Source organism: Archangium minus (assembly GCF_044360475.1).
In the GTDB taxonomy this organism is placed as follows: Bacteria; Myxococcota; Myxococcia; order Myxococcales; family Myxococcaceae; genus Archangium; species Archangium minus.
The window spans coordinates 12,847,413-12,867,395 of sequence record NZ_CP043494.1 but is presented as its reverse complement, the minus strand read 5'-3'; the positions used below and the strand labels follow the sequence as shown (position 1 = coordinate 12,867,395).

Genomic DNA, 19,983 nt, shown 5'->3' with positions numbered 1-19,983 from the left:
TCGGTTACCCTCACCCCCCGCCCTCTCCCAGAGGGAGAGGGGGCATGTGTAACCGGGGTGGTCAATTCGTGGCTTCTGGGAGACTCGCCTCTCGGGTTTCCACGGTCCGCGGGCTGAGCAGCCGCATGATGAAGACGTAGAAGACCGGCACGAAGATGACCGCGAGCACCGTGGCGGACAGCATTCCCCCGAGCACGCCCGTGCCAATGGCTCGCTGGCTGGCGGCGCCGGGCCCACTCGCGATGGCGAGCGGGACCACGCCCAGCGTGAAGGCGAGCGAGGTCATGAGGATGGGACGGAAGCGCAGCTGCGCGGCCTCGATCGCCGCGTCCAGGAGCGGCCGGCCCTGCTCTCGGAGTTCCTTGGCGAACTCGATGATGAGGATGGCGTTCTTCGCGGACAAGCCGATGATGGTGATGAGCCCGACCTTGAAATAGACATCGTTGCTCATGCCCCGGAGCATGACGGCCAGCACCGAGCCGAGCACTCCCAGGGGAACGACGAGCAACACGGCCAGGGGAATGGACCAGCTCTCATAGAGGGCGGCCAGGCACAGGAACACGAACAGCATGGACAGGGCGATCAGGAACGGGGCCTGCGAGCCCGACTGGATTTCCTGCAGGGATTGCCCGCTCCAGTCGAAGCCAAACCCGCGCGGGAGCTGGCTCGCCAGGCGCTCCATCTCCTGGAGGGCCTCACCGCTCGAATGGCCGGGCGCCGCGTTGCCGCTGATGCGGGCCGCGGGGTAGCCGTTGTAGCCGATGACCTGGGAGGACCCCACCCGCCAGTCCACCGTGGCGAAGGCGGAGAGGGGCACCAGGGTGCCCTGGCGATTGCGCACGTTGAGCGCGAGGAGATCCTCCGTCTGCATGCGCCGGCTTCCCTCGGCCTGGACAATCACCCGCTGCATCCGGCCCGCGTTGGGGAAGTCATTGGAGTAGGCCGAGCCGAGATTGGTGGAGAGGGTCTCGTTGATGTCGGCGAAGGAGACTCCGAGCGCGCTGGCCTTCTCGCGATCGATGCGCAGCTCGACCTGCGGCGCGTTCGCCAGACCCTCGAACATCACGCCGGAGAGGACGGGACTCTGGGCGGCGGCGGCCAGCAGTTGGTCCCTCGCGGCGGCGAGCGCCTCCTGTCCCAGACCCGCTCGGTCTTCCAGTCGGAAGGAGAAGCCGCCTGTGTTTCCCAGGCCTTCGATGGGCGGAGGCGAGAGCGCGAAGATGAAGGCATCCCGCACCGCCGAGAGCGCCGCGTTCGCCCTCGCGGCGATGGCCTCCGCGCTGTCCTCGGCCCCTCGCTCCTCCCAGGGCTTGAGCGTCGCGAAGCTCAAGGCCGCGTTCTGCCCCTGGCCGGAGAAGCTGAAGCCCAGGATGGCCACGACCCGGGCCACTCCCGGCTCGGCCAGCAGCGTCTTCTCCATCTGGACCACCGCGTCCAGCGTCCGGTTGACCGTGGCCTCCGGCGGCGCCTGCACCCCGAGGATGATGAAGCCCTGATCCTCGCTCGGAATGAAGGAGGAGGGGAGCTGGACGAACAGCCAGCCGAGCGCCGCGAACACCGCGACGTAGATGAGCATGAACCGGCCCGCACGCTGCAGGGTGCGGCCCACGAGCCCACGATAGGCGTGGGACGTGCGCTCGAAGCCGCGGTTGAACCAGCCGAAGAACCCCGTGCTCGCGTGCGCGTGCCCTCGGGTGACGGGCTTCAGGAAGGTCGCGCAGAGCGCCGGCGTCAGGGACAGGGCGAGCAGCGCCGAGAACAGGATGGACACCACCATCGTCAGCGAGAACTGCTTGTAGATGACGCCGACGGAGCCGGGGAAGAAGGCCATGGGCACGAACACGGCGCTGAGCACGAGCGTGATGCCGATGACGGCGCCCGTAATCTGCTTCATGGCCTTCTGCGTGGCCTCGCGGGGAGACAGACCCTCCTCGCTCATGATGCGCTCCACGTTCTCGATGACCACGATGGCGTCGTCCACGAGGATGCCGATCGCGAGCACCATGGCGAACATGGTGAGCACGTTGATGGAGAAGCCCATCGCGAACATCACCGCGCAGGTGCCGAGCAGGGCGATGGGGACGATGATGGTGGGAATGAGCGTGTAGCGGATGTTCTGGAGGAACAGGAACATCACCAGGAAGACCAGGAGCACCGCCTCGGCGAGCGTGTGGAGGACCTTCTCGATGGACACCCCCACGAACGGGGCCGTGTCATAGGGAATGTCGTACGCGATGCCCTTGGGGAAGAACCGGGACAGCTCCTCCATCTTCGCGCGGACCGCCGTCGAGGTCGCGAGTGCGTTGCCCGTGGGGGACAGCTGGACACCGATCGCCGCGCTCGGCTGGCCATTGAGGCGTGAGGAGATGGAGTAGTTCTGGCCGCCCAGCTCTACTCGGGCCACGTCCCGCAGGCGCACGGAGGAGCCATCCGCGTTCGCGCGAAGCACGATGGCGCCGAACTCCTCCGGTGAGGTCAACTGGCCCTTCACCAGCACGGTCGCCGCGACCTTCTGGGTGGCCGGTCCGGGTTGCGCGCCGAGCGAGCCCGCCGCGACCTGGGCGTTCTGCGCGCGAATGGCGTTCGTCACGTCCTGGGAGGTGAGGCCCAGTCCCTGCAGCTTGTTGGGGTCCACCCAGATGCGCATGGCGCGCTCGAAGGAGAAGAGCTGCGCCCGGCCTACGCCCGGGATGCGCCGCAACTCATTGAGCACGTTGCGCGAGAGGTAATCCCCGAGGCCGATCTCATCGAAGGTGTCGTCGGTGGCCTGCAACGTCACCATCATGAGGAAGCCGCTGCCCGCCTCCTCAATCTGCAGGCCCTGTTGTGACACGGCGAGTGGCAACCGTGGCTCGACCCGTTTGACACGGTTCTGGAGATCGACGGCGGCCAGGGAGGGATCCGTCCCCGGCGCGAAGGTCGCGGTGATGGAGACGGCTCCCGTCGCCTCACTGGTCGACTCGAAGTAGAGCAACGACTTCGTGCCGTTGAGCTCCTCCTCGATGATGCGCGTGACGCTCTGGTAGAGCTCCTCGGGTGACGCGCCCGGGTAGAAGGTCGAGATGGTGATCTGCGGCGGTGCCACGTTGGGGTACTGCGCCACCGGCAGGTTGGGGATGGCGAGCACGCCCCCCATGATGATGAACAGTGCGATGACCCAGGCGAAGATGGGCCTGTCGATGAAGAAACGAGGCATGGCGTTGGGGCCCTATCGAGGCTGGGAGGGGTTGAGGCCGGTTCCAGGCGCGATCCACGCCACCGGCTTGACCGGTGCGCCCGGGCCGATTTTCTGGAAGCCCTCGACGATGACCTGATCGCCTGCCTTCAGGCCCTCCTGGATCACCGCCTGGTTCTGGTAGACGCGAGAGGTCCGCACCGGGCGCATCTCGGCGGTGCCATTGCCCGCGACCACGAAGACCTGGGACTTGCCGGCGTTGTCTCGCTGGATGGCCTGCTGGGGCACGGCGAGCGCCTCGCTCAGGGTGCCTTGCTCGATGCGTCCCCGCACGTACATGCCAGGAAGAAGCTCGGCGTCCGGATTGGGGAACTCACCGCGTACCGTCACCTGGCCGCTGCCGGGATCCACCGTCACGTCCGAGAAGAGCAGCCGGCCCTCCTTCGCATAGAGGGAGCCGTCTTCAAGGAGTAGCTGGACGTTCGCCTGCTCGGGGGTGACGCCCTGGATACGCCCGTCCTTGAAGGCCTGGCGCAGACGGTGGAGCTCGATCGCGGGCTGGGTGAAGTCCACGTAGACCGGATCCAACTGCTGGATGAGCGCGAGCGCCGTGGGATCTCCCTCACGCACGAGCGCGCCCTCCGTCACCAGGGCCCGGCCGATCCTGCCGCTGATGGGCGCGCGGATCGTCGTGTACTCCATGTTGAGCTCCGCGCGGCGCACCGCAGCCCGGGCCGCCGCCACATCGGCCTCAGCACGCCGGAGTGCCGCCTGGAGCGTCTCGTGCTGCTCCTGGGTGACGACGCCGCTGGCGAGGAGCTTCTCGCCTCGCTCCGCCTGCTGGCGGGCCTCCGCGGCCGTCACCTCGGCCTTCGCCAGCACGGCCCTCGCGCTGGCGCGTTCGACCTCGTACATCGACGCGTCGAGCTTGAAGAGCACGTCCCCTGCCTTCACGCTGCCTCCCTGCCGGAAGACGCGCTCCACGATGATGCCGGACACGCGCGGACGCACCTCGGCGACCCGTGTCGGAGCGATGCGCCCCGGCAACTCATCGAGTACCGGAATGGTCGAGGGTTGCACCGTGACCGTCCCCACTTCCACGGCCGGAGGAGCGGCCTGAGGGGGTGCTTCGGGTGCCTTGCAGGCTGCTCCTCCCAGGAGGGAAACGAGGGCGAGGGTCGAGAAGAAGGGAGTCCGGGTTCGAGCGGAGTGCATGGAGCGTTCCTGGACGGTCCAGGGCTTGAGCAGCGACGGAGAGGATGAAAAAACCTGACGCACGTACCGGCCACGTGGGGGCTCGCGGTCAGGTGGGGAGGCTCGGTATTTCGAAAAGGACCCCTACCTAGCGGCCGGATTTTTAGGGGTCAATCGAATCGTGGCTCGAAGAAGTGCTCGGCGGGCGTGCCACATGGCTCGCTCAGGTGTTTTCTCCTCACGGCCTTTCTCATCCTCTCAATGGGTTGGACGTTGACCGCTGGCCGCAGCGCCACACCCACGCGGCCGTCACCAACAGCATGCCCGTGGCCAGCGTCAGCACGGCCACGAACGCGCTGTCGAATGCCGAGCGGGCGAGCGTGCTGATAAGCAAGCCCGATGCGGGCGGCAGGCCCTCGGCAACGCTCAGCGCCTCGTCCAGGCTGTCCTGGACCACGGTGGGCAGAGCCAGGTCTGCCGGGACGGAAAGCGACGCCGCATAGACCGCGGACAGGATGCTGCCCATCACCGTCACGCCAAGCGCGCCGCCCAGCTCGTAGGACACCTCCTCGACTGACGCCGCCATGCCGGCGCGCTCTGGCGGCGCTCGATGGAGGATCGTGCTGGAGGCCGCCGTCATGGTCGCTCCGATGCCAGCGCCGAGCACCAGCAGGCTTGCGACCTGTAGGACGGCGGGAGCGTCATGCGCCAGCAGGTAGCCGCCCATGCCCAAGGCGGCGCAGAGCAAAGCGGTCCATATGACCTGGACATCCCCCACCCGCGCCAGGAGCCGTCCGGTCAGCGGGCCGGCGATGAAGGAGGCAAGCGGCAGGGGCAGCGTGAACAAACCCACTTGGAGCGGCGACAGGCCGAGCACCAGCTGCAATCGCTGGCTGAACACGAGCTGTAAGCCCACCAGAGCGGATGAGGAGATGACAGCCGCCACCACCGCCGCCATGAAGGCGGGCTGGCGGAACAGGGCGAAGTCGAGCAGCGGGTGGACGCTGCGGCGCTGCCGGCGCACGAACATCGCCAGGAAGGTCGCTCCCAAGGCGAATGCCAGCAGGGCCGTCGTCCACGACGGAGCGCGCTTTCCGCATTCCTTGAGCGCATAGACCAGCCCGACCAATCCCATCATCACCTGCACCGAGCCGGCCAGGTCCCAGGGGCGTGAGGTGTCGCTGCGACTCTCGGGAATCAGCCGCCAGGCACACGGCAGTGTCAACACCACGATGGGGACGTTGACCAGGAACACCGCGCCCCACCAGAAATGCGCGAGCAGCAGCCCGCCCATCACGGGCCCCAATGCCGCGCCACCGGATGCGACCGCGGCCCAGATACCAATGGCGACGGCCCGCTCGCGGGCGTCGGTGAAGGTGAGGCGGATGATGGACAGGGTGGCTGGCATCATCATGGCCGCCCCCACGCCGAGCGCTGCTCGCGATGCGATCAGCGCGGCTGCCGACGGCGAGAAGGCGGCGCACGAAGAAGCGACCCCGAACACCACCAACCCGCCTAGAAACAGCTGCTTATGGCCGATCCGGTCGCCCAGCGTGCCCATGCCGAGGAGCAGGCCTGACACGACCAGCGAATAGGCATTGATGATCCACAGCTTGGCGGAAGCCGAGGCGCCCAGCGCGTGGGTCAAGACGGGCAAGGCGGTGTACAGCACCGTCATGTCGACGACGATCAACAGCAGGGCGACGGAGACTACTGCCATCACCCACCATTTCTTCTGAGGATTCACGCATTCACCTGATGGAGTCCTGGCCGTGGTGGTGTCACTCGCCCGACGGGGACTATAAATACGGGCGTATTTAAAGGCAAGGAGGCGCAATGGGGCGTTACCAGGCGGTGGACCGTGACAGCGTCCTGGACGCGGCGGAGTTGATCGTTCGCACGAGGGGCATCGCGGCGCTGACGATTGATGCCGTGGCCAAGGCAGCGGGCATCTCGAAGGGCGGCGTGCAATCGAGCTTTGGCACCAAGGACCAGCTGATCGCGGCGATGTACGCGCGGTGGGGAACGGAGTTCGAGGCCGCAATCGCGCGACAGGCCGGGGAGGAGCCGTCGCCCATGGCGCGACTGCGCGCCTATATCGAGGTCACGTATCGCACCGACAAGGCCGAGGGGGACCGCGCGGCGGGCATGATGGCGGCCCTGCTCAATGCGCCCGAGCACCTGAGGCAATTCCAACAGTGGTATGCGTCGCAGCTGGACGGCATCGACATGTCGACTCCGGAGGGGCGGCGCGCGCGGCTGGCCTTTCTCGCCAACGAAGGACTCTTCATGCTGCGCTCCTTCGGCTTCATGAAGATGAGCGAGCGGGAGTGGCGAGAGATCTATGCCGACATCCGCGGCCTCCTCGATGACGCGGAGGGGCGCAAGACGTAACCAACGCCAGGCCCTTGGCGGCGAAACGGACGCCTACCTGCCTGATGCTTGGGGAGCAAGCGAGTGGGTGAGCGCTGGGGCTTCGGAGACTACTGTGCCAGGTCATCCAGTACGTCGGAGAGGGTGGTGGCGTTCAGGGCCCGATCGAACCAGCGGTCGAGGGTCGACTGGTCCGTGCAGGTGAGAATGCGCTGCCGGGCCGCTTCGTCGACGTGCAGACCCCGCGCGGCGAGAATCCGCAGGACGTACTCGGCACGCCCTCGGATCAGACCCTCCTCCCGGCCCTCTTCCCGGCCCTTCGCCAGACCTTGTTGGCGACCGCGCTCGATGAGTTCCTCGCCATAGCTCCGCATCAGCTCCTCCGCTCGTTGCTCATCCAGCACCGAATGTAACACCCTCCCGGTGGCTTCATGGACGGCCTCGTCCCCGATCCACAGCAGGTAGCGGATGAGCACCACCAGGTGTTCGGCTCCCTCATGGGTTGTCTGCACCTGCGTGAAGAGTGCCACCCAATCGGGCAACTTCTGGGCCAGTTCCTCAGTACGCCCATAGCGCAGCACCAGCCAGGCCAGCCGGGCCAGCGGTGGGCCTGGGCGCGCTCTCAGCGCCTCCTCCCGCTCGGCGGTCAGGTCGTCCAAGAGGTACTCGAAGCGAGGCACCAACGCTCGCCACCGCGCCCGCTGTTCGTCCTCTCCATCCGGAAGGTCGAAGAGGTCCTCCACCCGGCGCGGCGCCGTCCAGGCTCCGTCTGGCCCGTGGTACATGACGAGTGGGATGACGAGGGGGAGAAGCGCACTTTCCGGGTGCTCCTGGCGCCAGCGCTCCACCTGGCGCACCACGTAGCGCAGCATGCGCAGCGCCATCCACCTGTCCACCGTGGACTGATGCTCCAACAGCACGTACAGCAGCAGCGGGCGGCCCGTGTTCAGTCGAGCCACGAAGAGCAGGTCGCTCTCGGTTTCCCGTAGCTCCGGGTCCACCACGCTGCCGGGCTCTCGCCGCAGGGACGCCCAATCCACCTCGGAGACGACATGCGGGGGCAGGACGGCGCGCAGCTCGGCCGCAGCCCGCTCGGGATGGCCAAAGGTGTAGCGGGCGAAGAGGTCATGCGGTCCAGACATGGCGGGTCGCGCCAAGCATGCGGCGGGCCAAGGGCGCCGGAACGAGTCCTTCCTCGAAGACACCTTCCTTGGCGATGCAAGTGACAGATTCGCCACTCGACGGACCCCTGCTTGGGAGTATCTGACGCGGACAGGCCCTCATCACGAGGAGTGACATGGGTATCATGCGCTGCGAGCACCATGGCCTGCGTGGAATCGAGCACGTCTGCGTGCATCTTCGCCAGGCGTTCGATGTTGGCTCCGAGCTCCCCGCGTTCGCGACGTACTCACTCAGGATGGAGGGTCCCTCTCCCGAGGTCTGGTTGGTCCTCTACTTCTGCCACGAATGCGTTGCACGACGGAGGCTCCCCGTTCCGGAACGGGAGCTCAGCGAAGCCGAGCAGACAGGCAGGTATCACGACCTCCTCGATAACCTTGAGATTGTCTGTGAGCGCTGCTTCCAGCGCCGGGCTTTCCCGTCGGATGGGGCCGGGCCGACTCCCCACTCACCGCTGGTAGAGCTTCACCCAGTCCACGTACATCTTCACCGGAGCGCCCAGGGTGGTGCGGAAGGCGTCGAGCTGGATGCTCAGGTGGTGTGCCACGTCCGGGATGGCATTGACGTCGCCACCACGTGCGACGCGGCCTCGAGCGAATACCCTCCGCTCGTCCCGGCCGCGGGCGTGACCTTCACCACGTAACTGCCCTCGGGCGCGTCCGAGGAACGGAGGGCTCGCGACAGGCTCGCCTGTCATGTCTTCCAGCCTTGGCGGTCCTGCTCGAAGCCGCCATTGGCGAGCAGGTTGTCCATCGCGGCGGCTGTGCTCGACCGGGTCTCGTCTGGCGTGAACGCACGGGCCTCCCGCTCAGCCCCACCACGCAGGCCAGCCGTACGCGCCGCCAATTTCCTCGGCCCACGAGAATTCTCATCATCGAAAACACTCCATCCACGGAATTTTTCTCTTCAAATGGATGGAGAGGAGCTCTCGCCCCGCCTCCCACAAAAGGCCAGGGCCTCTTGCCCAATGTTCAATCTTGAAATATTGAATATCCAGGAATCGGGTGAATTCGCCATTTCCGGGTGATTTCATTCCCACGCGCCTTCACCCACGCAGCCGCACTGATTCCTGACACGCCCGCGGCCTCTCAGGAGGAGTACGGATGCTCCAACGCACTCTCATTGCCCTCGTCGTGTGCGCGACCGCCTGCACATCTGTCGATGGCTCCCCCGACGGACAAGCCGACGCACTACCCGGTCAGACAAAACAGGCCGTCGAGCCGCTCGACAAACCCTCCGAGGAGAACGCCATCCGGTTCCTCGAGCAGGCCACCTTCGGCCCGCGCCTCGCCAATGGCGTGAGCCCTCAGCCCATCGACACCGTGGAGCGCGTGCGCTCCGTCGGCATCACGCAGTCCATCACCGACCAGGTCAACGCCACCCGCTCCACGTTCGATGGCACGACGACGAGCAAGGATTTGGGCTCGCAGTTCTTCTTCAACGCCGTCACGGGGAAGGATCAGCTCCGGCAGCGCGTGGCGTTCGCGTTGAGCCAGATCTTCGTCGTCTCGCAGAGCGGCCTCCCCGACCTCTCAGCCACGCCCGAGTCGGAGCCCAAGATCGCGATGGCGGGGTACCTCAACCTGCTGTCCACGCACGCCTTCGGCAACTTCCGACAGCTGCTGGAGGCGGTCACCCTCGACCCCGCCATGGGGAACTACCTCGACATGGTGAACAACCGGGCGTTCAACACGTCCGGCAAGGCCATCGAGCCGAACGAGAACTACGCGCGTGAGATGCTCCAGCTCTTCACGCTGGGCCTCTTCAAGCTGAACGAGGACGGCACCCAGAAGGTCGACGCCACGGGGGCGCCCATCCCCGCGTACACCGAGGCGCAGGTCCAGGCCTTCGCGCGTGCCCTCTCCGGGTGGACCTATGGCAATGCCGCGGGTTGCCCCACCGTGGGCCGTAACAACGCGGCCAACTTCTCGCTGCCGATGATTGGCTGCGACGTGAACCATGACTCCACGTCGAAGACGCTCCTCCGGGGCGCGGTGACGACCGCGGGCGGGAGCGCCACGCTCCACCTCAAGCAGGCGCTCGACAACGTCTTCGCCGACCCGAACCTCCCGCCGTTCATCTGCAAGCAGCTCATCCAGCACCTCGTCACCAGCAACCCGACCCCCGCGTACGTCCAGCGGGTGGTGAACGTCTTCAAGAACAATGGCTCGGGCGTGCGCGGCGACCTGCGCGCCGTGGTGCGCAAGATCCTGGAGGACGACGAGGCGCGCGGCCCGCAGGCACCGCTGGGGCAGTACGCCACCTACGGGCACCTCCGGCCGCCCGCGCTGTACATCACCGCGCTCGTCCGGTGGTTGAACGGAACGCTCGACACGGCGGAGGGCAAGGACCCGGGCGCGAAGCTCAGCTCGTGGAGCCGCTCGCTCGGCCAGTACGTGCCCCGGCCGAGCTCGGTCTTCAGCTACTACCCGCCGAACGCACCGGCCCCCGGCAGCAGCGGCCTGCTCGGCCCCGAGTTCGCCATCCTCGACACCGCCACCGTCGCCGCGCGCGCCAACATCGTGCACGAGCTGCTCTTCTCGACCGCACCCGCCACCGCGGGCGTCATCGTCAACCTGGACACGCTCCCGTCCGACCCGAACGACCTGGTGCTCTGGCTCAGCCGGTACTGGCTGCACGACACGATGTCGTCGGAGCTCCAGCTCGCCATCTACGGCGCCATCACCGACACGCGCGCCAGCACCGCTGCCCAGAAGAAGAAGCTCGCCCTCTACCTCACGTCGCTCTCCCCCGAATTCCAGATCCAGAGGTGAACCCATGTCCATGTCACGACGCCAGTTCCTCCGCGGCGCCTCCAGCAGCCTGGGTTTCCTCGGAGCCGCCGCGACCCTGCCCCGGTGGATCAGCCAGGCGCACGCCTCCACCCTCACCGGCTACGCGGGCTACCGCGCGGCGGTGTGTGTCTTCCTCCTGGGCGGCAATGACAGCAACAACGTCCTGGTCCCCCTGGGCGCCACTCCCTATGAGCAGTACCGTTCGGCCCGGCCCACCATCGCGCTCACGAAGGAGCAGCTGCGGGTCATCAACCCCATCGGGCAGGCCGCTGGCTCGTATGGCCTGCACCCCGCGCTCACGAAGCTCCAGGCGCTCTTCGAGCAGGAGCGGGCCGCCTTCGTGTGCAACGTGGGACCGCTCGTCCTGCCGATGCGGAAGACCGACTTCACGTCGAACGCGGTGGCCCGACCGGACAACCTGTTCTCGCACAGCGACCAGCAGGATGCCTGGGCGAGCGCCATCGCCAACCCCTCCACCGCCGCGTTGCCTCTGGCCCTCATCGGCAAGGTCACCGGGTGGGGCGGCCGGACCGCGGACAAGATCGCCAACCTGAACCCGGGCGAGTACCCCGAGGTGGTCTCGTTCGGGGGCAAGTCGCTCTTCGCCGCCGGCGGGACCCGGCAGCCCATGATGGTGTCCTCGAACGGCTCGCTCGCCTTCCGGACGTCGGGCAACGCCAACTTCGATGCCCACACGAAGGAGGCGCTCTCCGAGGTGCTGACCATCAACAACGACGCCGCCCTCGAGGAGTCCTACGGCACGGTCTTCAGCACGGCGATGACCTTCGCCTCGTCGCGGACCGCCGCGCGCGAGGCCGCCTGGAATGCGCTCCCGCAGGTGACGCGCGAGAAGATCGACGCCCTGTTCGTGCCTCCCGCCACCGGAAGTGGAGGCTGGACGCTGCACACCCAGCTCTATCAGGTCCTCCGGGACATGGTGGCGGGTGCGCTGGCCTCGGCGGCCGGCGGGCTCGGCCTCAAGCGTCAGGTGTTCTCCGTGGGCTTCGGCGGCTTCGACACCCATGTGGGCCAGGACTCGGCCCAGAACTCCCTGCTCACGCAGCTCGACTTCGCGCTCGACGCCTTCCACCAGGCCATGGCCCTGCTCAAGGCGGAGGCGATCTTCGGCTCGGCTCCCCCGCAGGCCACGCTCTTCACGATGAGTGATTTCGGCCGGACCCTGGTGGAGAACTCCGACAGGGGAACGGATCACGGCTGGGGGAGCCACATGCTCGTGCTCGGGGACCGCGTCCTGGGGCGCCGGCTCTATGGCACCTTCCCCAACCTGGACGTGTCGAACGGTGCGGCCAACAACCTCGACAGCGTCGACGGCAGGGGGCGCTGGATTCCCACGCTCTCGGTGGAGCAGTACGCCTATACCCTCGCGTACTGGCTGGGTCTCTCGACCACCGCCGAGCGCGACTACGTGTTCCCGAACTTCGCCGGCTATCTCGCCGCGGCGACCGCGAACGGCTTCCCTGCACTCGCGCGGACGGCTCGGATTGGCTTCATGATGCCGGACGCGTAAGGCGCCACGGCTTCCGAAGGGGGCGAACGAATCCGGAGGAGCGCCCCTCCGGGCACACTCTTCGGCCACTTGTCCGACTGTCGGACAGGTCGGAGAAAAGTGTGGCCCAGGGGCGTCACTCCGGCCACGTCTGTGGCTCCTCGTCCGCGTAGGCCCGGCCCGCTCCGTCGACGCAGCGGCTTCACGAGCCCTGGCACCGCGCTTGCTGTGACGGGGCGTATACGAGGCCATGCACATGAGCGACGCGAGGCGGAACGGATGGAAGCGAGCCGGAGTGAATCCCTGGGCAAGGGCCCTGTCTGCATGGGCCCTGGTGTCGGCGCTCAGCCTGAGCTGGAGTCCTTCCGCCCTCGCGCAGGGAGAAACCACGGGCGAACGCCTCGTCGAGAACAAGGATCCGCTCAATCGAACCGAGCGGCTCGATTGCCAAGGCGCGTTTTGTGTCTGGTGGAACAGCTGGCACAGCGCCTGCTCGGGCGAGTACTGCTTCTTCGACACCCTGTATGTCACCGACCGCGAAGGCCATGTGGTGAGTGAACATGCGAATGATAAATCCCCTGTGGGCCAGTACACCCATGAGGTGAGGTTCATCGCGCCGCGTCGAATTGAAATCCTCGAGCACAAGGGTCCCTTCAACCACGAGCGGGAGATAGGAGCGGAGACCGGCGTGGATCCGTCATGGGTTCGTCGCGAGGTGTGGAACCTGTCCTCGGATGGCAAGACGCTCACCCAGGACCCCAAGGCGGTGCGAGAGCCTGACTGGAAGAGACAGCCCCAGGCCCCTGCCCCCTCCCGGCGCCCACCGCCCAAGCCCGAGGTGCCGAGCCTCAAGGTGCCCGTGAAAGAGGCCGTGCTCGCCAAGGCCAGGGCCGCCTGTGAGTCGTCGGATGGGCGCTACCCCCTGCACCACGAGTGTCGCCGGGGCTCCTGCGTGCTCGTCCTCAGTTCGCAGCCGGAGTACGACGAGCTCTCCTGTCGGCAGATTCTGTGTCCCGTCCTGGTGAAGGGTTCCCAGGTACGAGCGCTCCCCCTGTCCGAGGAGGTGGTCCGCCTGGAGCTGACCCCCACCGAGTATGTCTTCACCGCCTGTGATGGTCCCTATGGCTCTCTCGGAAGCCAGTTGACGCTGCTGCGCGCCCGGCCGGAGTTCATGGTCTTCTCCGGGACGGAGGGGCTGCACGTGGAGGGCAGTGAGCCCTACCCCGTGCGGGAGGCGAAGTCCTTCGAGGCGGCCCGGGCGCTCGCCCCCACCGTGCACGCGTATACGCGGTTCCACATCCCCTGGGGTCGTGACGCCTGGCGCGACGAGCACGACCTGTCCCTGGCCTGGCAGTTGATGCGAGTGGACGGGCAACTGCGGCTTCACGCCGAGGTGGACGACGATGTCCTCGTCCCCTTCACCACGGGCACTGGCGTGCACTCGGACCACCTGGAGCTCACGGTGTCGAGGGGGCGCACTCGAGCCGAAGCCTTCAAGCTGGGCGTGCTGCTCGCTCCCGAGGGCAAGCTCCAGGTTCGACTCTGGCAACGAGAGGAAGGGGGCAAGAAGCGAGATGTCGAGGAGGCGTTCGCCGCCGCCCGTGGCACCTGGCGCAAGCGCGAGCGGGGCTACGAGGTGGAGCTCGACCTGCCGCTCGACTCCGTGCGGGACCCGGCCGCACCGCTCGTCTCGCACCTCTCGGTCTTCGTCTCCGACGCGGACAAGGCCCACAAGCAGGAGACGCTGATGGGCCACGAGGGCTCGCTGAGATTCTGGACCGAGTATCCGCCCAGCCTCGAGGAGTACCAGCGCACCCTGCGGCCTATCGAGTAACGCCCGCCGTCCCGCGTTACCGGTGCTCGCTGTCGAGGTGCTTCATCTGCGCCGGGTTGTAGCGCTCGCCGGAGATCTTCACGAGCGCATCGAGCGCGGTGAGATCGTCCTTCGACAGCGGCCGGGCCAGGGCGCCAAGCGAGTCCTCGAGCTGCGCGATGGTCTTCGCACCGACCACGGGGACGAACGCTGGCTGGCGCGCGAGCACCCATGCGACCGCGAGCTGTCCCGGCGTCATGTCGCGCTCCTGGGCGAACCGATGAAAGGCGTTCACGACCTCTTCGTTCTTCTCTCGGTTCGTGCCGGTGAAGCGGGGGAGGTGGGCGCGGAAGTCCTTGGGTCCCTGGGGCTTGCTGCCGGTGAGGAGGCCTCGCGAGAAGACGCCGTAGAGCGTGGCGCTGATGCCGAGTTCGTTGAGCACGGGGAAGATCTCCGCCTCGGGGCCGCGGCTCGCGAGCGAGTACTCAATCTGGAGATCGACGATGGGGTGGACGCGGTGGGCGCGGCGGATGGTTTCGACGCCGACCTCGGAGAGCCCGATGTGGCGCACGTAGCCCGCCTTCACGAGGTCCGCGATCGCCCCGATGGTGTCCTCGATGGGGACGGCAGGATCCAGCCGCGCAGGACGGTAGATGTCGAGGTAGTCCACTCCCAGCCGTGTCAGGCTGTAGGAGATGAAGTTCTTCACCGCGGCCGGGCGCGTGTCGTTTCCGTACCATTGCCCATCCGGCCCTCGGAGCGCACCGAACTTCACGGAGAGCTGCACCTTGTCTCTCCGACCCGCGATGGCACGCCCCACGAGGAGCTCGTTGTGGCCCATCCCGTAGAAGTCACCCGTGTCGATCAACGTGACGCCGCGATCGATCGCGGCCTGGATCGTCCGGATGCTCTCGGCGTCATCGGTCGCGCCGTACATGCCTGACATTCCCATGCAGCCAAGCCCCAACGGGAAGACCTCGGGTCCCGTGGCGCCCAGCTTCACCGTCTGCTGCGTCTTCTTCGATTCGTGCGTGCTCATCGTTCGTCTCTCCTTCTGGGCAAAGACTATGAATCGACACGATTAAATCCAATGAATAGGATGTATCCGAATCATGCACAGCATCTATGAAAAGGATCTCGACCTCAACCTGCTCCGGGTCTTCGTGGTCGTGGCGGAAGCGGGCAGCGTCACGGAGGCCGCGAGCCGCCTCTACCTCACCCAACCCGCGGTGAGTGCGGCGCTGAGGCGTCTCACGTCGACGGTTGGAGCGCCCCTCTTCGTCCGAGCGGGACGCGGGCTCGCGCTCACGGCGCGCGGGCAGCGCCTGTTCGCTTCAGCTCGGCCGCACCTCCAGGCGCTCGTCGAAGCCGCTGTCTCTCCAGGGACGTTCGACCCGAGGACGAGCGAGCGGACGGTGCGGCTCGGCCTGTCGGACGCGAATGAGACGTGGCTCCTCCCGCCGCTCCTTCGAGTGCTCACCGAGGAGGCGCCGCGCATGAAGCTCATCGTGGTTCCGGTCCAGTTCCGCACTATCGCCGAGGCGCTGGCCTCTTCGGCGGTGGACCTCGCGGTGACGGTGGCGGACGAGCTGCCGGCCGACACGCGGCGCCTCGTGCTGTACACGGGAAGCTTCGTGTGTCTCTTCGACCCGCGGCACGCCCGGCTAGGGAAGAGCCTGACGATGGAGCGCTACCTGGCGCACGAGCACGTCATCGTCTCGTACAACGCGGACCTGAGAGGCATCGTCGAGGACATGCTGGGCGTCCAACGGCGCGTCCGGGTGTCGGTGCCGACGTTTCACAGCATCGGTGCGCTGGTGGAGGGCTCCGCCCTGCTCGCCACGATTCCGAGCGCGGTGGCAGGGGAGATCACCTCACTGCGTCCGAACCTTCGCACGCTCCCCCTGCCGTCGCCGTTGGCCTTGGGGGGCGCGCCAATGGAGCTTCTCTGGCGGACCACGGTCGAGGACGACGAGGCCATTCGCTTCATCCGCGAGCTGGTGGTCCGCGTGGCGAAGACAGTGCTCCGGGCCGAGTGAGCATGGCATGGTTGTCAGCACCATGAGCCCTCACATCCTGTTCCTTCCTGGTGCCGGAGGTGCCGCGTCCTTCTGGCATCCGCTCGGCGCGCTGCTGCCGACGAGCTGGCGCAAGACCTATCTGAGCTGGCCGGGCCTCGGCCTCGAGCCGCATGATCCCGCGGTGCGAAGCCTCGACGATGCGGTTGCCCATGCCGCCAGCAGGCTGGAAGGCCCGAGCGTGGTCGTGGCGCAATCGATGGGCGGCGTTGTCGCCGTGCGGCTGGCGCTCGCCCATCCGGAGCGCATCAGCCATCTGGTCCTGACGGCTACCTCCGGCGGCATCAACGTCGCGAGCCTTGGCGCCAGCGATTGGCGCGGTCCCTATCGTGCGGAGTATCCGAAGGCGGCGGATTGGATTCTGAACGACAGGACGGACCTCTCGGCGGAGCTCCACCGGATCGCCATCCCGACGTTGTTGCTCTGGGGCGATGCGGATCCCATCAGCCCCGTGGCGGTCGGCCATCGCCTCGCGGAACTACTGCCCAGGGCTCGGCTGCAGGTGCTCGCCGGTGGAGACCACATGTTCGCCCGGGACCGCGCGGACGAGATTGTGACGTGGGTCGCGGAGCATCTCCGCGCTTCCGAGCGGCGTTGAGCGAACCCCCGGGCGAAGAGGGGAACGGTCATGGTGCCTGGCTCGCCGCTCGTGCCGCGGCGGCGTCGAGCGGCAGCTCCAGGGAGAAGGTGGCTCCGCCGCCGGGCGTGGTGGTGACCGTGATGTGCCCGAAGTGTGCCTCCACCACCTGCCGGGCGAACCACAGTCCCAGGCCGAACCCGCCGTACTGGCGTGAGGAGACCGCGCGCTCAAAGCGCTCGAAGATGCGAGCGCTGTCTTGCGGAGCGATGCCGATGCCATGGTCCGCCACGGTTACCCGGGCGGTGCCCCCGTGTGCTTCGAGGTTCACCTCCACCGGCCTGCCCATTCCAAACTTCACCGCGTTGGTCAGCAGGTTCCCAAGCGCCTGCCTCATGCGTGGGCGGTCACACATCGCCATGACGGATGTCTCACCGTGGAAGGAGAGCGGGGTGCCCGTACGCGCGGCCTCGTCCCGCACGGCGTCGAGCGCCTCGGTCACGAGCTCCCTCAAATCCACTTCGCGCAAGTGCAGGTGCAACTGACCGGTGTTGAGCCTTGAGACATCCAGGAGCGTCTCGACCAGCGCGGCCAGGTCCTGCACGGTCTGGCTGGCCGTCTCGAGCCGCGCCCCGACGCGCGCCCGGCTCTCCTCGCTCAGGCCGCGCCCCACGAGCTCCAATTGGAGGCGGAAGCGGGTCAGGGGCGTCTTCAGCTCGTGGCTGGCCACGGAGAGGAACTCGTCCCGGGCTTGAACGGCTTCCCGGAGGCTCGTCTCGCGTACCTCGCGGCGGACGATTTCCTGGCGCATCCTCGAGAGCGTGAGGTTGGAGCGCACCCGTGCGACCAGCTCCCGTGCGGAGAACGGCTTCACGAGGTAGTCATCGGCTCCCGCCTCGAGTCCACCCACGGCGGCTTCAGGACCGGCCTGGGCGGAGAGCAGGAGGAGGGGAATGGCGAACAGGTCCGGGTCTTCGCGGAGCCGTTGGACCAGCCCCAGCCCGTCCAGGCCCGGCATCATCACATCCGTGACGATGACGTCCGGGCGCTGCGTGTGGGCGACCTCGAGCGCGGTGAGCCCGTCCACGGCCCGCTGGACCTGGAAATAGGGAGAGAGGACACGCCACAGGTAGTCGCGCATGTCCGCGTTGTCGTCGACGATGAGCACCCGGCCGGAAGGTGTCTTCACCGGGGAGGTGGAGGGCTGAGGGGCGGGGCGTGGTTCCTCCTCCGCGCCGTTGGGCAGCCACCGGAGTGCTTCTTGGATGGAGGACCCGGCGCCTGTCGCGGCGGAAGCCGGCTTCGGCTCTACCTTCAGCTTCTCCTTCGGCAGATGCGCCGTGCCACGCGGGATGGACACCGTGAACCGGGTGCCCCGGCCCACCTGACTCTCGACCGAGATCGTCCCCCCGTGAAGCTTGACCAACTCCTGGACGAGCGCCAGTCCGATACCGCTCCCCTCGAAGGAGCGGGCACGTGCTCCTCGCACACGATGGAACCGCTCGAAGAGGTGGGGCAGCTCGTCCGCGGGAATGCCCGTCCCTGTGTCCTCCACCTCGAGGAGGGCGTGCTGCGCCGTCTCACGCAGCCGCACGGTGATGCCTCCCTCGAAGGTGAACTTGAAGGCATTCGACACCAGGTTGAGGACGATCATCTCCCACATGTTCCGGTCGACGTAGATGGGCTCGGACAGGGGTGGGCAGTCCACGACGAGCCTCAGCCCGGCGCGGTCCGTGGCGGACCGGAAGCTGCTGGTCAGCTCCGCCGTCAAGGAGTTGAGAGCGGTGGGCTCGTAGTGCGCCTCGGCGCGTCCCGCCTCGATGCGCGAGAAGTCGAGGAGGCTGTTCACGAGCCGCAGCAGCCGTTCGCTGTTGCGAATGACGCTCTCCAGGGCCTCGCCGCGAAGCGCCTTCTCCGGAGAGTCGCGCGCGTCCTTGAGCGGCCCGAGCATCAGCGTCAGGGGCGTGCGGAATTCATGTGACACATTGCTGAAGAAGTCCGTCTTGGCTCGATCCAGCTCGAGCAAGGCCTCGGCCCTCCGGCGCTCCTCTTCGTAGGAGTGGGCACTTGCCACTGCGACGGCGATCTGGCCCGCGGCGAGCTCGAAGAAAGTCTGGTAGTGCTTGTCGAGGGCCCGGCGCGGGCTCGGGCCCGCGATGAGAAAGCCCTGGGGGAGCTTCTGCTCCGCACGCGTGATGGGCAACACGAGCGCGCTCTGTGGGGGCTCGGGCCAGGTTCCTCCCGGCAACTCGAGGAGCCGACGCGGCAATGGTGTGACGAGCTCCACGGAGCCACTCCGCGCGACCTTCGCCAGGGGCCAGAGTGCGTGCTCGTCATTCAACGAGATGACGGCGGGGCTCAAGGACTGGCCCTCCAGGAGCCCCGAGGTGCTCACGAGTCGTGCGTGGGTTTGCTCCTCCTCCGTCAGATAGAGCGCCGAGAACGCGACGTCCGCGGTGTTGCGACTCAACGAGCGGGCGATCGACGCGCACGCCTCTTCCACGGTCTTCGCGCCCAGCGTGGCTTCTCCCAACTCCCTCAAGGTCCTCAGCCGGCGCTCGGAGATGACGTATTCCGTGGTCTCGTTTCCCGAGCAGAAGATTCCGCTGACCTTCCCACTGTCCTCAATCAGGGGCGCGAACGAGAAGGTGAAGTAGGTCTCCTCCAGGAATCCCCTGCGGAGGAGCTGGAGCGGCATGTCCTCCGACCACGAGGCCACTTTCGTGGAGCTCACTTCCTGGAGCAGGGGGTCCAGACTGCTCCAGGCCTCCGGCCAGACCTCGCGAAAGGGTTTGCCGAGCGCCCAGGGGTGCTTCATTCCAAGAATGGAGGTGTACCCCTGGTTGTAGATCAACACGAACTCGGGTCCCCACAAGACGAGGGTGGGGAAGCGTTGGCAGAGGCAGATGCTGACGGAGGTGCGGAGGAGCTGCGGCCATTGGCTCACAGGACCGAGCGGCGTCCGCGCCCAGTCGTGGTTTTGGAGGAACGCGCTCATCTCGCCACTCTGGGCGAAGAGTTCGTCGGAAGGGGCGCTGCTCATGCAGGAAGCCCTCCAGGGGGTCGGTGAGCCTGGATGCCGCAACTCCCCTCACGCAGCTCATCAGCCAGGGAGTAGGCGGGCAGAGAGGCACCCACCCCGTCCTTCGCGTCAGCCATGAAGACGGTGGTGCGCTCTAGCCGCCGCGGGCTGCGTGCGGAAACGCCCAACAGAGACCTCCCTCTATCGTCAAGGATGGGGCTCGCACCGGTGTCCGCCATCCTGGGAGGTCTCCTGCCAGCCCTATGGGCC

The 19,983-nt window shown here is 67.1% G+C and carries 13 protein-coding genes; 6 read left to right on the top strand and 7 right to left on the bottom strand.

What is annotated here, in order from left to right; translation table 11 throughout:
- Positions 1 to 61: 61 nt before the first annotated feature.
- The 3 genes from F0U60_RS53105 to F0U60_RS53095 all read right to left on the bottom strand — a co-directional run bounded on the left by F0U60_RS53105 (position 62) and on the right by F0U60_RS53095 (position 6,116).
- Positions 62 to 3,196 (bottom strand): multidrug efflux RND transporter permease subunit, encoded by a 3,135-nt coding sequence (locus F0U60_RS53105; protein ID WP_395812185.1) that lies wholly within the window; start codon positions 3,194 to 3,196, stop codon positions 62 to 64.
- Between the two features lie 12 nt (positions 3,197 to 3,208).
- A complete protein-coding gene (locus F0U60_RS53100) occupies positions 3,209 to 4,390 on the bottom strand; it encodes an efflux RND transporter periplasmic adaptor subunit (protein WP_395812184.1) in 1,182 nt (393 codons plus the stop codon).
- Positions 4,391 to 4,619: 229 nt separating this feature from the next.
- On the bottom strand, positions 4,620 to 6,116 hold the full coding sequence (locus F0U60_RS53095; protein ID WP_395812183.1) for an MFS transporter: 1,497 nt from the start codon (positions 6,114 to 6,116) through the stop codon (positions 4,620 to 4,622).
- A gap of 89 nt (positions 6,117 to 6,205) precedes the next feature.
- On the opposite strand from F0U60_RS53095, the gene F0U60_RS53090 reads away from it, so the two are divergent.
- On the top strand, positions 6,206 to 6,763 hold the full coding sequence (locus F0U60_RS53090; RefSeq protein WP_395812182.1) for a TetR/AcrR family transcriptional regulator: 558 nt from the start codon (positions 6,206 to 6,208) through the stop codon (positions 6,761 to 6,763).
- A gap of 89 nt (positions 6,764 to 6,852) precedes the next feature.
- Here F0U60_RS53090 and F0U60_RS53085 read toward each other — a convergent pair whose 3' ends face one another.
- On the bottom strand, positions 6,853 to 7,884 hold the full coding sequence (locus F0U60_RS53085) for an Rpn family recombination-promoting nuclease/putative transposase (protein ID WP_395812181.1): 1,032 nt from the start codon (positions 7,882 to 7,884) through the stop codon (positions 6,853 to 6,855).
- A gap of 485 nt (positions 7,885 to 8,369) precedes the next feature.
- Positions 8,370 to 8,618, bottom strand: a complete 249-nt coding sequence (locus tag F0U60_RS53080; protein WP_395812180.1) for a hypothetical protein — start codon at positions 8,616 to 8,618, stop codon at positions 8,370 to 8,372.
- A 406-nt stretch (positions 8,619 to 9,024) separates the two neighbouring features.
- On the opposite strand from F0U60_RS53080, the gene F0U60_RS53075 reads away from it, so the two are divergent.
- The 3 genes from F0U60_RS53075 (at position 9,025) to F0U60_RS53065 (ending at position 14,057) form a co-directional block, all read left to right on the top strand.
- On the top strand, positions 9,025 to 10,695 hold the full coding sequence (locus F0U60_RS53075; RefSeq protein ID WP_395812179.1) for a DUF1800 family protein: 1,671 nt from the start codon (positions 9,025 to 9,027) through the stop codon (positions 10,693 to 10,695).
- Positions 10,696 to 10,699: 4 nt separating this feature from the next.
- Entirely contained in the window at positions 10,700 to 12,244 is a 1,545-nt protein-coding gene (locus tag F0U60_RS53070; protein WP_395812178.1) for a DUF1501 domain-containing protein, read from the top strand.
- Between the two features lie 235 nt (positions 12,245 to 12,479).
- The gene (locus F0U60_RS53065) at positions 12,480 to 14,057 is read left to right on the top strand and encodes a hypothetical protein (protein WP_395812177.1); all 1,578 of its coding nucleotides are present in this window, start codon (positions 12,480 to 12,482) and stop codon (positions 14,055 to 14,057) included.
- 16 nt (positions 14,058 to 14,073) lie between these two features.
- On the opposite strand, the gene F0U60_RS53060 is transcribed toward F0U60_RS53065, so the two are convergent.
- The gene (locus F0U60_RS53060; protein WP_395812176.1) at positions 14,074 to 15,075 is read right to left on the bottom strand and encodes an aldo/keto reductase; all 1,002 of its coding nucleotides are present in this window, start codon (positions 15,073 to 15,075) and stop codon (positions 14,074 to 14,076) included.
- A gap of 73 nt (positions 15,076 to 15,148) precedes the next feature.
- Here F0U60_RS53060 and F0U60_RS53055 point away from each other — a divergent pair, with 73 nt between their 5' ends.
- Both F0U60_RS53055 and F0U60_RS53050 read left to right on the top strand, forming a co-directional pair.
- Positions 15,149 to 16,075 carry a LysR family transcriptional regulator gene (locus F0U60_RS53055; RefSeq protein WP_395812175.1) on the top strand — a complete coding sequence of 309 codons (927 nt, stop codon included), beginning with the start codon at positions 15,149 to 15,151 and terminating at the stop codon, positions 16,073 to 16,075.
- 22 nt (positions 16,076 to 16,097) lie between these two features.
- Positions 16,098 to 16,712 (top strand): alpha/beta fold hydrolase, encoded by a 615-nt coding sequence (locus F0U60_RS53050; RefSeq protein ID WP_395812174.1) that lies wholly within the window; start codon positions 16,098 to 16,100, stop codon positions 16,710 to 16,712.
- A 28-nt stretch (positions 16,713 to 16,740) separates the two neighbouring features.
- On the opposite strand, the gene F0U60_RS53045 is transcribed toward F0U60_RS53050, so the two are convergent.
- Complete coding sequence (locus F0U60_RS53045; protein WP_395812173.1) at positions 16,741 to 19,734, bottom strand: ATP-binding protein; 2,994 nt, start codon at positions 19,732 to 19,734, stop codon at positions 16,741 to 16,743.
- Between the last annotated feature and the right edge of the window lie 249 nt (positions 19,735 to 19,983).